This window comes from Psychrobacter sp. BF1 (genome assembly GCF_019279065.1).
GTDB classification, from domain to species: Bacteria; Pseudomonadota; Gammaproteobacteria; order Pseudomonadales; family Moraxellaceae; genus Psychrobacter; species Psychrobacter urativorans.
Window position 1 is genome coordinate 89,093 of the sequence record NZ_JAGYWV010000011.1, and the last position, 17,822, is coordinate 106,914.

Annotated in this window: 7 protein-coding genes and 1 pseudogene; 7 read left to right on the top strand and 1 reads right to left on the bottom strand. The window is 43.5% G+C overall.

What is annotated here, in order from left to right; all coding sequences use genetic code 11:
* The first annotated feature begins 188 nt into the window (after positions 1-188).
* The 3 genes from KZA12_RS12195 (at position 189) to KZA12_RS12205 (ending at position 5,109) form a co-directional block, all read left to right on the top strand.
* Complete coding sequence (locus tag KZA12_RS12195) at positions 189-626, top strand: hypothetical protein (RefSeq protein WP_216580548.1); 438 nt, start codon at positions 189-191, stop codon at positions 624-626.
* A 422-nt stretch (positions 627-1,048) separates the two neighbouring features.
* Complete coding sequence (locus KZA12_RS12200) at positions 1,049-3,181, top strand: hypothetical protein (protein ID WP_218690401.1); 2,133 nt, start codon at positions 1,049-1,051, stop codon at positions 3,179-3,181.
* An 86-nt stretch (positions 3,182-3,267) separates the two neighbouring features.
* On the top strand, positions 3,268-5,109 hold the full coding sequence (locus tag KZA12_RS12205; protein WP_218690402.1) for a hypothetical protein: 1,842 nt from the start codon (positions 3,268-3,270) through the stop codon (positions 5,107-5,109).
* Positions 5,110-5,226: 117 nt separating this feature from the next.
* Here the strand turns inward: KZA12_RS12205 and KZA12_RS12210 are convergent, their stop codons facing one another.
* The gene (locus KZA12_RS12210; protein ID WP_218690403.1) at positions 5,227-5,883 is read right to left on the bottom strand and encodes a hypothetical protein; all 657 of its coding nucleotides are present in this window, start codon (positions 5,881-5,883) and stop codon (positions 5,227-5,229) included.
* Positions 5,884-6,108: 225 nt separating this feature from the next.
* Between KZA12_RS12210 and KZA12_RS12215 the strand changes: the two genes are divergently transcribed.
* The 4 genes and pseudogenes from KZA12_RS12215 to KZA12_RS15075 all read left to right on the top strand — a co-directional run.
* The gene (locus KZA12_RS12215; protein ID WP_218690404.1) at positions 6,109-7,923 is read left to right on the top strand and encodes a ShlB/FhaC/HecB family hemolysin secretion/activation protein; all 1,815 of its coding nucleotides are present in this window, start codon (positions 6,109-6,111) and stop codon (positions 7,921-7,923) included.
* Positions 7,924-8,007: 84 nt separating this feature from the next.
* Positions 8,008-17,190 (top strand): hemagglutinin repeat-containing protein, encoded by a 9,183-nt coding sequence (locus KZA12_RS12220; protein ID WP_218690405.1) that lies wholly within the window; start codon positions 8,008-8,010, stop codon positions 17,188-17,190.
* A gap of 3 nt (positions 17,191-17,193) precedes the next feature.
* Complete coding sequence (locus tag KZA12_RS12225) at positions 17,194-17,565, top strand: Imm8 family immunity protein (RefSeq protein WP_216580540.1); 372 nt, start codon at positions 17,194-17,196, stop codon at positions 17,563-17,565.
* Between the two features lie 112 nt (positions 17,566-17,677).
* A pseudogene (locus KZA12_RS15075) lies at positions 17,678-17,822 on the top strand (hemagglutinin repeat-containing protein); the annotation flags it as partial.

Consider the following 17,822-nt stretch of genomic DNA (forward strand, 5'->3'; position numbering starts at 1 on the left):
CAAAGTCCTTTTTACGAGAGGGATAGGCAGGTCAATTTATCTGCTAGAATTGTCCGTTATATATAACCAGCTTAACACTTCAAAAGCTAGTGGTTTAATAGTAATATTAATGAGTGAAAGCTTAGACTATAGTTTGTTATAAAATTTTATCCTGGTCGTCACCTTATTAATACTATCTGGAGATCATTATGAAAAAACTATTCGCAACCGCTATGGGTTTAGCCGTTATGTTTAGCGTAACCCAAGTACGAGCCGCCCCTTCAATTGAAGAGTTCATACAAGAAGAAGCCCCAGCTTCTAGTTATTATAATTGTGCTTATAAGATGCAGATTGCCAATAAAAAGTGTCTAGTAACTTTAACTAATGTCAAATCATCGATAGATAGTCGAGCGAAAAAGATTTTTGGTAGCCGCGCAGATTTAGAGCTGCTGACTATTAAATGGCCAGATGGTGATGTTGGTCGCTATTTAGATATCGGCGGTGATGAGGTTTATAAGTTAATTAATCTAGGCGATAGTAGGAGCTATCATTACAAAACTGATAATAATGATGGGTTTAGTTTAAATTTTTATAACGGTCTAGTTATTCAAGACCAAAATAATAAAGAGCACATTCGCTTATGGTGAGTTACTCCTATGAGCTCATGGCAGTCAAAGCTAACACGGCCTAACAAAAAGCATTATCTAGTAAAGATTATGCTTTTTTTATGGATAGAAGTTTATACATCAGACTATTTACCTCTATAAGCTCAATAATTGGCTGTGTTTATCCACCATGAAAACCCTAGTTCAGCTAGTTGCAATGCAGCTTGCCATGCTCCTTGCTCTACCACTGGTAATAGCAGTCAATATATAAGTATTTTTGTATTGCTTATTAATTACTAATATGTAATTTTATGTGTTATAAATAGCAATATAGACGCTATTTTTATTAATTTTTACCAATGCACAGCTCATTAGTGAGCATTGAATATTCGACCTTATTAAGCAAAAATAGCAAGCAAAAACAGTAATCAAAAATAGCTATCAGCATGAATAAAGGGATTTTTATGTCATTGCCTACGCATTACCTCCAGCGTCGTTATAAGGGGCAGCTCAGGAAGTCAGCTGACCCTCATAATAAAAAACCTGCAGTAATAACCGCCGCCTATCTGTTAGTGTTCGGTAGCGCCGCTGTAGTGCTGTCAGGTTGTCAGACTAGCCCAACGCCCTCGAAGAACGCTAGCCAAGCGATGATTGATTTTAATAAAGTCGATAGCGCACAAGGAAGCGCATTTAATGCTCAGCTGTTAGCCAATGATCAACGCTATCAGCAGCTATTTGATCAGACTAAATACCCTAATAGCGAATCCCAAGCCAAATCACGTTTGCTTAGCGCCATCCGCCAGCATCTAGCAGGCGAACAAGTGGCGGTAGCGCAAGCCCATTATCAGGTAGTACCTTTTACCAAAGCCGACAGTATCGATGCTGGATCTAGTAGTTTACTGCGAACCATGATCGAGCTTTATGCTTATAAAAACCAAAACTCAGCTGACTATAGTGATAGTGATACTGATGCACAAGTCGCTGAGGCTAGGGCAGAGCTTGAGGCAGCGCAATCAAATAGCTGTAATGACAATAGTAACGATGACGCTTATGAAGTCTGTGTTGTAGACTCTGATATTGACTATGCAGCAGAGGCTTATACTGACGATGAAGCGGTAGAAGCAGCACAAGCAGCTGTCGCTGCTGCGGTAGCGGCAATAAATAGTGATGAAGCAGAGTCATACGATGCTGATGGTTTTAACCAATATGGCTATGATCAAGACGGTTACGATCGAGAGGGTTATGACCAAGATGGCTACAATACAGACGGTTATGATTATCAAGGTTATGACTACGATGGCTATGATGTAAATGGTTTTGACAATCGCGGCTTGGATGAGTACGGCTATGATAAAGACGGCGTTTATGGCGATAACTCAGATGAGGAGGACAGCAGTGCCAGCTCGTCAAGACTAGGGAGGCTAAATCCAAAGGGTCTGCTAAGAGATTATGAGGCGATGCAAAACCAGAAACAGCAAGCGGCTACGCAAGGTGGCGCTGCTGCGTACGATCCATTCGCTGGCATGATCGGCATAGCTTTAGGTATGTTGCAACGTACGCCAGAGCAAGTAGAGGCGATGAATGCATATCAGTATAAGCATTTAACCTTCAATAGTGTTAGCCACTATCAGCCTAAGCAAAAACAGCTGCAAAGTGTTTATAGCTATGACTATAGCACCCCAACGCTTAGCTCCTCAGTGCAGATACCACTAGCGATCGATTTTAACAACAGCCGTATCACTATTGACCCCTCAGCTCTACTGCCTTTAGTAGCCTTAGTCAACCCTGAACATACGCCTTTGCCTGAACAAATGAGCAGCCATACTGTGAATTTTGGCTTACCGGAAACGATTACCTCACAGCTACCTTCTGCAGTGATTTATGATGCTGTGATCGCTGCTATACCAGATAGTATGGCTGAGTTGTCGGCCGAAAACTTCAGTGCGGTCGATATCCGTGACGATGCTTTTGCTAAAGAAGTCGGGGCTGAACGCGCCGTAAAAGTCTATTTCGGTAGTCAACAAAGCGGTGAGATGATCGGTAAGATGCTCAAATATGTCAGCCGCTCTTTAGCCCGCTATGTCGAGGCTAACCCTGATAAATATACTGATGATGCGGCGCTGAAAAAAGCCATTAATAAAATCCAACTCTATAATAAGGGCTACCAAAGCGCTGATGTTGGCGCCTTACTACAGCTGATAGAAGCTATAGGTCCTATCTCCTTTAATCAGGTCAACTATTACTATTTAGACCGGGCAGATCGACTATTGGCCAAACAGCAGACTATAAACATCGGCGGCGATTTGATGGGTGCACGCACTGCGGTCCTCAATCAAATTCGCTATGACCAAGCTAGCTTTAACCAACATGCCTTAACGCCATTATTAGCCCAGTCGTTTGGCCCCAACTCGCAACCAGCTATGGATGGTAATGCTTGGTTAACTAGCCAGCGCCAACGCACAGAGCAACTGAGACAAGCGCGCTATGCTCGCTATAGCTATGATGACGACAGTACCTATGAAACTACCCAAGACTATATAGACGCTGTTGATGCCGTAAAGACTGAAGATGCGGATATCTCTCTTGATAGTCAATGATTCTAACTAGCAAAGGTAGGGGCTACCTAATTAACAGCAGCTCCCGGTCATCTGTTACGTCTAACACTATGCTTTAAGGATAAAAAATGAACATAGCACCTGCATCTACTCTCGCTCGTTTGCAATCAATTAAAACCACTAGCCTAGTGCTAACAGGAGCATTAGTAAGCGCCGGCTTGTTATTGGCAGGGTGCCAGTCCACTGCTTTGAGCCAAGCTAATATAGCCACTAATAACACGCCCAGCGCTGCAAAAACGGCTCTAGCAACGGCGCTACAGCAGCAGCGTCGCCAGTCTTTTAGCTATCATAGCAATGTCGAAATAAGTAATGAGGCGCAATTTAGCGCTGGCAATACAACGCCAGCGGCTATACAACCCTTAGCGAAAACAGGCTATATCGATGACTACTGTGAGGATACTCATGACCAAGCTTATGCCGATCTATTAGTGCAAGCTCAAGCGCAGCAGTTAGATATTTCTACTAGCGCTTATGAGACTCAGCGCCAAGCGCTAAAGCAGAACTATTTAGCTTGTAATGAGGCTTATTTGGCTTGGGATGCCAATCAGTATCCTGAAGATGATAGCAGTTATGGCGATTATAGTGATGAAGGTGAAAGCACAGCCTATAGCATAGATAGTCGTGACGCAGCGGTAGCGCTAAAAGCGGGTGCTAAGCTTAACAGCGAAACCTCTGGCGCGGCTGGCGCGACTATCGTTGAGACTAGCCGTATTAAGGGCGCTAAAAATCAAGCTACAAGCAGTAGCAGCACTATTGCTGCAGCTAGTACTAGCCGAGGCGCAGTAGTATCGCCTTATTATCAGCAGCTGTTCGATAACTACGAGGATATGGCCTCAGTAACGGATAATAAAAAAGCGCAACTACTAGATGCCTATTTACTCAAACCGTTATCGATTAACGCTCAAGGCGTCTATCAGCCATTAGCTGGCAGATTCACTATGCTCGGCAGTGTGCAGTATCAAGGGCGCAATAATCAAACTAGTATGAATCAGCCGGTTTATATCGATTTTAAGGGCGGCAATATCTATCTTTGGGCTGATAATTTTGCACTGTTTAATTCAGAGCTGTTGGATAATAAATTAGGCACTAAATGGCAGAACAAATGGTTGAAGTTAGCGCTGGACGATGGCAGTTTGCCCAAAGGTTTTGGCAGTGCGGTTATCAAAGCCCATCTCAAGGCTTTGGATAATAACTACGCCAATGCTGACGCTAGCCAGTTCGACTTTATAGCGCCGAATAGTTTGACGGCTCTATCCCCTAAATTATCCACCCAGCAACTGAACCCGATGCTACAAAGCGCTCAAATTATTAGGCGCACCCGTAGTCTTGACAGCTATAAACAGTCTTATAGCGACTATGCCGAGAGCTTTTATCATGATATCACTCAACAGTATCCGCAACTAATCACCCCAAGCCAAGATGATGAGCTGAGTAATGCATCAGCAGAGGATCAGACCTTTACTAGTAAGGTGCTAGTTGAGCAGCTATTGGCACTGATGAAAAAAGCTAGCAATGAGCCAGAGCAACAACAGCCAGTGGAGTCAGAGACACTAGTAAGCTTGCCAATACAAGACCTGTATGGCCTCGATAATCGCGGTCAGTTGCAGTGGCATCATAACCGTAGCTATGCGCCAGTGGATAGTCAAGCTAAGCTTGGCAGTCAGATCAGCACTGACATTCTGCAGCGCTATCTGCCATTAAGAGGCCAAGAGCCTATGTTTCCAAACTTGCCCGCTGATGCGCAGTTACCTAATGCTAGTAACAGCGTTGATATAAGACAATATAGTACTGAGCTTGCTGACTATTACCGTAACGGTGGCGGTACTACGATAGGGAAGATGCTATTTAGCGCCTTGCCAATGTATAAGAGTATCTATGCGACAAAAGCTGAGGGACTAAATGCTGAATAAAGCTTAGGAGCTATACAGGAGCAATAGAGGTAACAATGCTGATAGGAACACGGACAGGAAGAGGAAGAGGAACAGGAACAGCGGGGATGACACTGTCAACAGTAGCATGCCCCCAAACTATTTAACAATAATGGTGTAGCTTAAAGGCTTATCTTGCAGATCATAACTCTTGATAGCTTGTATTTTAAAGGCATTACGATCGTAAAAGTCTATCTCTTGCGCGGCTCTTAATTCCAGCATGTCCATCATGGCATTGTAATTGCCACCAACCGGGTTACCGAACAGCTTTTTGGCAATATAGCCTAAGTAAGATTTGTTATAACCTGATATTTCAAACTTAGTGTAGTAAGGGTCTATAGAGCGATCGATCAGCAAGTTATCGCTGATCGCAATGGTTGAGGGGCAGTTAAAGCAACCCGGAATAAACTGAATATTTTCAACATCGACTTGGCTAAGTAAGTCTTTGGTTGTATTGGTCTTACTGTTATAAGTGACATTTGACTTAGTTATATAACGACAACTTGCGCTATTGATGATCCTAATGGAGCGGATTTTGTTACCTTTAGTGACTTCAACATCCAGCTGGCAAGCACCAGCGCCAGCATTACTGTAGCCATTCCAATTTTGCTTCTTTAGACCCAGCTTATACTGACTATTTAAGACTTCTACATCTTTACCTAAAGAGCTGGGAGCAATAAAACTACTATAGTTTGCCGCATAGACAGGGACAGCTGCTACTGTGCTAGTGATGACTAGTAATACAATTTTTTTCATAATGCATGCTCAGTAGTAAAATTATTAGCGTCTCATTCATTAATGCTCGATAGGTTCTAATACTTAACGTGTCCTAACGCTCAACACACGCTAATATTGCTATAGAAATAAGCTGTGAAAAATAAGGGTTCAAAAGCAATAGCATAGCGTTAAAAAAAATTATAAAATTGTTGCAATCAACAGTTGTTGAGAGCATAATTTCGCTATTATATCTATGGTGAACGTATGTACACAATAACCTTTAATCCCAAAATAAGCCACTATAAGCACAATTGCAATAATAAAACAACCGCTGCTTGGCATTACTTGGTTCTCAGCATAGCCAGTGTTGGGGTCAGTATAAGTGCTCAGGCTATCACTCCTGAGCAGTATCAACAGCAACGCACTGAGGCCTTGAAGCAGCAGCAGTTGAGCACTCCTACTGTTACTATTGACACTCGGCCTTTTGAAGTTACCTCACCACTAGCCGCTACCAATGAGCAAAATACTGACTTAGCAGCTATGCCATGTTTTGATATTAATAATATCTATTTGATTGGTGAATTAAGCGAAAAATTCACTTTTGCATTAACCCCTTTTACGACAGGCAAGGCTTCTATAATAGGCAGTTGTCTGGCCTTAAATGATATCAATCAGCTAGTCACTAAGGTACAAAACCGTATCATTGAGCAGGGTTATGTCACTACTCGGGTGCTAATTGATAACCAAAATCTTAAATCCGGTAATCTATATCTGACAGTTATCCCTGGTCGTATTGATCAAATAACGCCGATAGATGTCAAAGCCAGTCGACCAATATATATCGATAATAGCGGTAATCCTGCTAACTTTGCTCCAGCTATGCCGATGCAATCTGGCGATCTATTAAACGTGCGGGATATTGAACAGGCGCTGGAGAACTTTAAGCGGGTACCGACTGCCGATGCTGATTTTTCTATTAGTCCTAGCAGCCGTATAAGTACACCGGGCTATAGTGATATTCAAGTCAAATGGCAACAAAATAAGCGCTGGCGCTTATCTGCAACTGTCGATGACTCCGGTCAAGAGAGCACTGGCATCTATCAAGGTAACGTTACTTTGTCACTAGACAACCCAACTTGGCACAACGACTTGTTATATCTGTCTTATAACCATGATCTTGATGGTGGGAACGACAAGAATGATGGTAGTTGGGGTTATAACGTCGGATATGTATTACCCATTGATAATACTCAACTGACACTCACACACAGCGGTTATAACTATGATCAGACGGTTGCCGGTGCCAATCAAGATTATGTCTACAGCGGTGAGTCTTATAACACGGAAGCATTAGTCAGCCAGCTAGTACACCGTGACAGTCACAGTAAGACTTATCTAAAAGCGGGCGGCTTCGCCAAGCAACAAAACAACTATATTGATGATACCGAAGTTGAAGTACAACGCCGCCGTACTGCAGGCTATAAGCTGGGGGTAGGTTATGAAACTAGTATTGGAAAGAGCCAATGGCTTGGCGATATTATCTATCAGCGTGGTACAGGAGCCTTCGATGCGATAGATCCCCCTGAAGCCTTGTTTAATGAAGGTAGTGCTCGTGCTGGGATTGTGAAAGTCGATGTCGATATGAGTCGTCCGCTGACTATTGGTAAGCAGGCTTTACGATACCAAACTACCTTAAAGGGGCAGTATGCTACAGAGGCGTTAGTTCCCAGTGAACGCTTTGTCATTGGGGGTCGTTATAGTGTGCGCGGTTTCGATGGTGGGCGCAGCTTGAGTGGTGATCATGGCGCACTGATCCGCCAAGAGCTAAGTGCTTATCTAGGCGACAGACCCCATGCGGTCTATGCCGGTATCGATGCCGGGTATGTAAAGTTGGACAATACAGCACAAGATGATCTACTGCTAGGCAATCATTTAGTCGGCGGGGTAGTAGGCGTTAAAGGTTATGTCACTCCACTGCGCACTAGTTACGACTTGTTCGCCGGCTATCCATTAGCTCAGCCAGATAACTTCAGTGATAAAGACTGGGTCACCGGCTTTAGCTTGGGCTGGCAGTATTAAGTCTGTTCTATAAGCGTCACTATATAAACCACAGTTAATTTTAAAAATATTTATTTTGCAAAAAACATATCCAAGGACATCTTTATGAATAAGCAATGCTATCGAGTAGTATTTAACAAGGCCCGTGGCATGCTCATGGTGGTGTCCGAAGCCGCTAGATCGCAAGGTAAAACCAGTAATGCAAGCGAGGGTGGCAGCGATATCAGTCAAGTGGCTGGTGCTTCGCAGATTAACGGTCAAAGGTCTGGACAGCTCAATGCTTCTGGTAATGCAGGCAGCTATCAAGGTGGCAAATTAGACACTCTACGCTCACAGGTACTGTTGTCATTAGGTCTTGCCACTATCGTAGCAACAAGCGTCAGCCTCTCCGCTCATGCCGATAGCACTACTATAGTCGCTGATCGCAATGCGGCGGCCAATCAACAAGCGACAATACTGAATACCTCAAACGGTAAAACTCAAGTCAACATTCAATCGCCAAGCGCCGCTGGGGTATCGCGTAACGTTTTTAGCAAATTCGATGTTGGCGCTGATGGCGCTATTTTGAATAACAGTCGCGTCAATGCACAAACCCAGCTCGCCGGTTGGGTCGAGGGCAATCCTTATTTAGCACGCGGTGAGGCTCGGGTTATCCTTAATGAGGTCAATTCAAGCGATCCTAGCCGCTTGAGCGGGTTTACTGAGATTGCTGGTGGCCGTGCTGAGCTGATTATCGCTAACCCCGCTGGTATCACTTGCGCCGGTTGCGGCTTTATCAATGCCTCGCGCACTACCTTGACTACCGGTGAGGCGCTGATGGATCAAGGCCGCTTGATGGGCTTTGATATCAGTAAGGGTGCGGTTCGGGTTGAAGGTGAGGGCTTAAATACTAGCGGTGCTGACTACACCCAGATCCTCGCCAAAACCACGGAGATTAATGCGGCAGTCTATGCTAAGAGTTTAGATGTCATCACTGGTAGCAATCGAGTCAGCTATGAGACCGATGCGGCAGATACGGTTATTACTCCTAATAGTGCTGCAAGCAATCAAGCGACAGGCGTGGCGCTCGACGTTTCAGCGTTGGGAGCGATGTACGCCGGCAAGATCCGTCTGATCGGCACTGACAAAGGTATGGGGGTCACCAATGCAGGGAGCATCATCGCCTCCAATGTTGGCGGCTTGCAGCTCGATAGCAACGGTAATCTCGTTAATTCAGGTATGCTATCCTCAAAAGAAGAATTGAATGTCAAAAAAACAGGTAGCATCAATAATTCAGGCACCATCAGCAGCAGTCAAAAGACCATAACTTTAGACAGTCAAGACCTAACTAACTCAGGTCTTATTAGTAGCTTTGACAAAACTGAAGCGATCAATCAGCAACGTATTGAAAACTCTGGCACTATTAGTAGTGGACAGCTTAATATAAAGACTGCCACTTTAGATAATACGGGTCTTATTGAGCAAACAGGTACGGGTAAGCTAGCAGTACAAAGCCAAAAGCTCATTAATCAAGATCAGGCGATCATTGGGCAAGCGCTTTATGAAAATCAACCTATCGCGACGACGCCAAGTGTCAATACAGCGCCTAGTACGGCTAATACGGGCACACAAACCCAAGTTGTAGATAATACTGCGAACCCATCACCTAACCCTGATGTGCCCGCAACCTCTCCTATACTCACTCCTGTAACCGCTAATGGCTCAATCACAGCCACTACTATTAACAACACAACGAGCAATGCGCGAATCAGTGCTACTGGTGTGGTGAATGTACAAGCAAATGATATTAGTAATTTAAAAAAATCGAGCATAGCCGTCGATACGCTCATTACTGATAACCAGCAATTAAATAATCGTTTGAACAATGATAACAGCCGTATTCAGGTGAGTAACGCTGACTGGAATTTAGCGAAACTTGACAATAGACAAGGTCAGATAATCAGTCAACAAGGTTTTAATATAACCAGTCAGCAAGGGATTGATAACACAGCGGGTATTTTAGCGAGTCAAAAAAATATTACGCTTATCACGCAAGCTAATATCAATAATACTCAAGGTCTAATGCAAGGTCTAACGGTTACGACTAAAGCTAATCAGCTGGACAACACCCAAGGCAAAATTTATGCAGAGGATACGCTTGGTGTGACGCTAAGCGGTAAGCTGGATAACACCCAAGGCCTTATAAGTGCTAAGCAAGATGTCGATATTGATAGTCAATCGCTCATCTCACAGAACAAGGCACTAGTTCGTAGCGCTAAAGCGATAGATATAAAGGTTAAAGATCGAGTAGATAATTTAGACAACTCAACTATAGCTGCGGGTACTACACTCTTTATTCAAGCAAAAGACACCGTGCAAGATGCGACATCTAAAATGATTGCTGGTATGAGTGAGGATGGCACTTTATCAGCTGATGAATATGATCTGAACATTACCAGTCAAAATAAACAAAGCAATCAAGGTCAGACGATTGCTACTGGTAGCTTAACACTAGTAGGTAGTGAGTTAGATTTAAACAAAGCCACATTGCAAGCTAAAAATATTCAACTCAATGCAAATACTGAGAACCTTGATCTAAGCTATGGCAAAGTCTTTGCCGATGATAAAATATCATTAGGTGCTGCTAAACGCATTAATTCAAGCTATAGCGAAGTATCTGCCAATCAGATCGATGGTTTGGCATCGAGTATTGATAATACCCAAGGTAGTCTGTACGCCAATTCAACAATTAGCCTCAAACAAGAAAATCCAAACGGCGCGCTCACTAATAATTCGGGCACCATCCGTAGCAAAGGCTTATTAGATATTGGCTTTGATACTGTAGAGAACGTCGGTAAAAACTCATTATTATTATCTGATAAAGCGATAAATATTACCGCGCAGCAAATTAGCAATAGCGATCAGCTGGAGGGTAAAAACTTCACAGGTGGCATACAAGCGCCAAGTATTACTATCAATGCTAAAACCTTAAATAATAACCAAGGGTACATCAGTGGTACTACTAATAATTTATCACTCTCACAAGACCTGCAAAATACCAAAGGGTATATCTACGGTAAAGACGCATTAACTATAGGTACTGATGCGCAAACCTTAGCACTGTCTAACGCAGAAGGTGAGCTTAAAAGCGATAAAGACATAACGCTAATCGCTGATAAATTTAGCAATGCTCAAGGCTCTGTTATCAGTCAAGGCGATGCAAGCATCACACTCAAGCAAGATTATACGCATCAAGCAGGCGATAATCTGCAAGTTAATAATCAGCTCTCTATTAAAACACTTGGTAGATTTAATAACCAAGCTGAGCTCAAAGCAGGTAATAAACTTACTCTACAAGCGAATAATATCACTAACGATAGTACTGGCACGATTGTAAGCGATAGCGTAGCGCTTAGAGCGACTGAGACTTTGCATAATAAAGGCCTAATCAATGCCAATGATTTGAATTTGCAGGCCAATTATCTTGATAATGACAGTGCTAAGATTTATGGTACAACCGTATTAATCAAAGCAAATACCGTAAATAACCAAGGGTCTCGCTCTAACCCTAAAGGCGCTATTATCGCCTCAAGAGGCAATATGGTGATCATTGCTGATACGATCAATAACCAAAGTGGCACTGTTACCAATAGTAAGGCACAAGATAATGCATGGATACTTAGTAATCAAAATCTAACCATTGGTGGCGCTATCGATGACAAGGGCGTGGTTACGGCTAATGCCAAAGAAGTTAACAATCTAAGTGGTCGTATCGAATCGTTTGGTGATATGTCAATCACTGCTGATAAATTGACTAATAAAAATCTATCGTTTAAGACTGAGATCCAAGACGTTGCAGGCAGTGAGAACCAAAAGACATTTATCATACCTAAAGCCACTGACAACAAAATACCTTTAGATAAATTAAAATGGGAGTCTTGGAGCCGTGCAGGTCAATATAGATATGCTGAGGACGATGATAATATTATTGAAGAGGGTCAGCTGGGTCAGTCGCCAATACCTAGTGCGACTACCTGTGATGATGGGCCTACTAGCGTCTGCACCTTAAATTATAAGAATAGTGATCCTGTTTGGGCGTACTTTGAGCTGACCCCGCCCAATAGAGAAGCGCCACCTGAGCCTACCCTTACTAAGCCTACGCCGCCTACAGGTCAAGAGAGCTGTAGTGATCCTGCCAGTGCAGCTTGCAGTGCGTACAATAGTGCGCTTGAGCAATATAAGCAGCAGCAAAAAGAGTATGATACTGCCTTGCAAGCTTATGGTGCTGAGCTTAACAGTTGGGAGGAGCAAGATAGTGAAAAGTATGAAGCACTAGATAATGCGGTACGCGCTTATAACGAAGGTTATGGACGTGTTGAGATTAGAGCTTGGACAAAAATTATAGTTAATGAGCGTCAAAGACAAAGCGTAGTGCTAGACTCAGCCCCAGCGCAGATCATTGCTGGTGGTAATATGACGCTGGATGCTGATTATGTCCTCAATGACAAAAGCCAAATTCTAGCAGGGGGTCGTATTGACTTTGATGAAAGTAACAGTACCCTTGAGCAGCTAGATGGTGAAGGCAAACTATTAGTTATTCAAAATGGTACTAGTCAGTTTAGTGAGTCACGGTGGCGCGGCGGGTTTAAGCGCTATCATCAACGTGATAATGATGACTCAATAGCCTTTACTGACTCTCAAGAGAGCACTATTAAGCTACCAGTAGCGCGATTTAAGGAGTTTGCTGATCTATCCCCATCCGTACAAGATACGATTGCCGTTGATAATCAAATCGATGGTAATAGCTCAGCAGTATCAGCTCTACAAGGCGGAGCTGCTCCCACCAACAATAGCTCAATTACGGTAGCTGTCTCCCCATCAGGCGATGAGATTCGAAGTGTCGATGGTGCGACAAGTCTGCCCAATAACAGCCTCTACACTATCGATGCCGATAGTACCAATAGCTACTTAGTAGAGACGGATCCTGCCTTTGCTAACTATAAAAACTGGCTAACCTCAGACTATATGCTACAGCGCCTAAAGCTTGACCCTAACATTACCCAAAAGCGTTTGGGGGATGGCTACTACGAGCAGCAGTATATCCGCGACCAGATCATGATGCTCACAGGTCGCTACTACTTAGGTGACTATAGTAATCAGGACGAGCAGTATAAAGGGCTTATGGATGCGGGCATCAGTGTTGCTCAAACGCTAAATATACGTCCAGGTATCGCCCTCACAGCAAGCCAAGTGGCTAATCTAACTAGTGACATCGTCTGGCTTGAGCAGCAACAAGTCACGCTTGCCGATGGTAGCACACAGACAGTGCTTGCCCCCAAAGTCTACGTACGAGCTAAGCAAGGCGCGATCAAAGGTGATGGTAGCTTTATTGCCGCAGCCCAAGTCAATATTAATCTCAAGGAAGACCTCAACAATCAAGGACTTATTGACGGTTATAAAACCCTTAACGTAAACGCTAACAACGTCAACAATACCAATGGCGGTCGCTTAAGTGGTGCTGATGCTAGAATCACCGCTGACGATAAAATTAGCAACATCGGCGCTACTATTTATGCCGATAATACGCTAGGGTTAAAAGCCAATACCATCACCAATGCCAGTAGTACCTATAGCACCAGCAATCAGCTTGGCGCAAGTAGTGCCACGCGCACAGGCATTGACCAAGTGGGATCAATTGGCGTAGGCGATGGCCTCAAAGGACAAGTGGATGAGAATGGTCAAGCCTTAACCACCTTATCCATTGCCGCCAAGAATGATGTTGTCTTTGCCGCAGGGGTCGCCAGTAACAAGAGTGGCAACACCCAAATCATCTCCGAGAAAGGCGACGTCAAATTCAATGCGATCAATACAGGCAATGAGGTTCGTGCCATTGGTGATGGCAATAACTACTACACTGATGGTCAGACCCAAGATAACGGTAGTAATGTTACTAGCTTTGGCAACTTAACCGTAGCAGGTAACAACGTCACAGGCGTTGCCACTACCCTAAACAGTCAAACAGGCACTACCAGTATCGTTGCCGACAATGACGTCACCTTCACAGAGGGCCGTGCCACCACAGACTTCTCAACCGCCAGTAAAATGAGCAGCAGTGGCTTCTTAAGTAAAAGAACCAGCCAAGAGCGCTTTAACAGTGAAAGCGATACCGCCATCAGTAGCAACATTGAGGGTGATAAAGTATTTATCCAAGCAGGACAAAACATCAGCCTCACAGGCACTAACGCCCTCAGTGACCGTGGTACTCAGCTTATTGCGACTAAGGGTGATGTCAGCATCTTAGCCGCCCAGAACACCTCAAGTAAAACTAATATCTCGCAAGAGAAAAAGTCAGGCATGTTTAGCACAGGTGGCGCCAGTATCACTATTGGTCGCCAGCAAACCGATGAAAGTAACACCAGCACCTCCTTGACCCATACTGCCAGCAATGTTGGCGCAATCGACGGCAACGTCATCATCACGGCAGGCGGTAAATACCAGCAAACAGGTAGTAACTTGATTGCTGGTATGGGCGCTGATAGCGACAAAGACATCAATTCCACGGAGCGTGGCAACACTATTGTCCGCGCCAAACAGATCAACATCGATAGTGTCAAAGATGTCTACACCAATCAAAGCGAAGAGACGTTTAAACAAAGCGGTCTAACGGTGTCAGTTTCAAACAGCCTGATTGACAGTGCTCAGAGCATTGACGCCCTAGTCGATGCTGGTGGCAATACCCAAAGCGTACGTATGAAAGGTATGGCAGGTGCTGCTGGGTTATTAAAGGTAAAAGCCTTAGCTGCCGAGGCCAATAGTGCGGGGTACGATCTACTCGATGGCAATCTCAAAGGCGTGGGCAACACCCGTATCCAAGCCACTATAGGCACTCAAAAGAGTCAATCAAACAGCTCAAGCTACACTGAGGTCAACCACGCCTCAAACATCACTACCAATAACCTAGCCCTTATTGCAACCGGCGGTGGCACCGATAGCAACATCAACATCAATGGCAGTAATCTTAACGTCACCAATGACGCGCTGTTCCAAGCGGATAACAACTTAAATATTAACGCCGTGGCACAAAACAGCAATACTCGTAGTGATAACTCAAGCTCAAGTGCGGCTATTGGGGGCTATGCATCAACAGGTAGCGGTGTCGGTATCACCGCCAGTGCCAGCAAAGGCAAAGGCTATGCCAACAGCGACTCAGTCACTTATGCCGATAGCCAAGTCAACGTCGGTGGTACCACTACCTTCGACATCGGTAATGATGTAAATATCAAAGGCGGGGTCATCAACACCAATAAAGCCCAAGGCCAAATCCTTGGCGACGTCAACATCGAATCGCTACAAGACACCGCAACCTACGACAGTAATCAAAAGAATATCGGCTTTACCCTTGATGTGGCTTTAGAGGGTGCAGGGTCTAGTCTATCTGTCAATGGTGGTAAGACTGACATTAATGCCGACTATAAAGCGGTGGGTCAGCAGTCGGGCATCTTCACAGGAGACGGTGGCTTTGATCTAGAAGTTGGTGGTAAAACCACGCTGATAGGTGGTGCGATTACCACCACAGACAAAGCGCTAGAATTGGGTCTAAACAAGTATGTCAGTAAAGGCGGTATTACTACTCAAGACATAGAGAACACCAGTAGCTATGACGGAGATGCTATTCAAGTTGGCATCAGTCTTGGTATGACGGATAACAAGCCTCAAGGCAATACTAACGGTTTAGGTTATGGCACGGATAGTGATAATGATAGCAGTACTACCCGTGCGGGCATAACTGGTATCGCGGGTAACAGTGGCATCACCACTGACAATCGAGAGGAGTATGCAAGGGCGCTTGAGAATGGGTTTGATGAAACCCGAGTCAATGAGGAGCTGGGGGCGCAGGTAGAGATCACCCAAGCCTTTGATCAGGAGCGGCGTAAGATTAAGACGGAGCTTAATAAGAAGGAGCAGGGTTTAAGAGAAGAGGCTGAAGAACAAGATCAGTTAGGAAATACAGTTGATAGAGATAATTTGCTACTGCAAGCAGATAAAGTTCAAAAACAAGGGTTACTGTTTGACGCTGTCTCTGGCGCTATTTACGGACCGAATACTAATGGCGTTACAGGTTATGTGGCGAAAGCTGTCAGTCCAGCAGTATCGTTCAAGGTTGGACAGTATTATAAAGGGCTAGAAGCTGATCAAACGGATGGACTGACCAATGGACAGCAAGCGGGTCATATTCTAGCCCATGCTTTACTAGGAGCAGCTGTTAGCTACGCTACTGGCAATGATGCTTTAACGGGTGGTTTGTCAGCCAGTGCAGGTGAAGCCACCGCACCGCTATTATCTAATCTACTTTATCAGAAAAAATCAAGTGAACTATCTGCTGAACAAAAGGATGTTATTAGTAGCATTACTAGCTTAGTTGGTTTAACTGTAGGTGCGACTACAGGAAATGTCACAGATGCTGTAAATGCGGCTGAGACTAGCAAGGTTGCAGTTGAGGAAAATGCTTTAAATAAACTTCAAGATCAATGCTTGAATTGGACGAGGTGTATTGATGAATTTAGAGGGCAGGGAGCAACGTATCGCCCTACGGTGATGAGTAACGGCCAATGGCAATTAGTTGAGGTAGTAAATAAACAGGGAGATACTATTGGATACACTGCTTATAACAAGTTAACCAAAAAAACTGATTTTATAGTTCGTAAGAATGAAATTCAGGACTTTATGAACGCGACACCTATCCTTATCGCAAATATTGTAAATATGGGCAACCTCACGGAAGGTAATCCTAAAGCATTAAATCAAATGCAGATGTCAGTAATGGAAGGTAGTTTCTCTGGTTATCTAAAAGGTTGGCAAGACGGAATTCAAGATCCATATTTTGTTGCTTTCGTTGGTAGCGGTTTCATTGGTTCTGGTGCTGGGTCTATCGCCTCAAGACAAATTAGTCAAGCAGAAATACAACAAATGGCTCGAATGTCAGGAATGTTGAGGAATGTATCTAAAAATAAAGGTAACGTAGGTATGGGTACAGCAACGCGAGCAGAAGCTGAAGCTATGGGTAAAGCCTGGGTAGGATCAGGTTATCGAGTTAGTAAAAGTGATGCAAATGTCTTTGTAAGTAGTGATGGCATGAGAGTTTATAGAGCACCAACTACAAAAAGACCTTCTCAATATAACACAACTGGTGTACAAGCTAATTTTGAACAGATTGAAATAATTTATGACAGAAGTAAAGTGCCTATAGGTGCTAAGCCAACTGAGAAAAGATCTGTTATCGTAAACGCACATTTGAATATTAAGGACTAAAAAATGCTTACATTACAATATATATCATTCGAAGATCATCAAGACTTCGCTGATTTTGAATTAAAAGGTTATGATGGTTTTAATTTGATGATCAACTTACTATTAGGTGATGAGCTTGGAAGTGATATATATCATTTTAACTTAGTTAATGATTACGAAAAAAGTTCTGATAAGATTATTATTGAAAATAAAAATATTTACTTCAGAGAGAAAGGTATATTCGTAATGGAAGTATTTAATAAACATGATTTACTTTGTTTTATCAAGGACTTAGTAAAAAAAAGTACTCTTAATAAAGGCTTAGATGAACAATTGGTTAGTTTATCAAAATATTTTCACTGGGAATTTGATAACTATGTTCCGTATGTCGAGTAGTATATTTTAGTATGTGGTCTATATAGAGCTTGCAATATATAAAAAAAACTAGACTTAATCAAAAGCTACAATCTCTCATGAATCGTAGCTTTTTCCATTTCTTAACACCAATAAAGGCAAAGGGTTTGCTAACAGCGACTCAGTCACTTATGCCGATAGCCAAGTCAACGTCGGTGGCACCACTACCTTTAATATTGGTAACGATCTCAACGGTAAAGGCGTGGTCTTTAACACGGATAAAGTCCAAGGCGTTATCG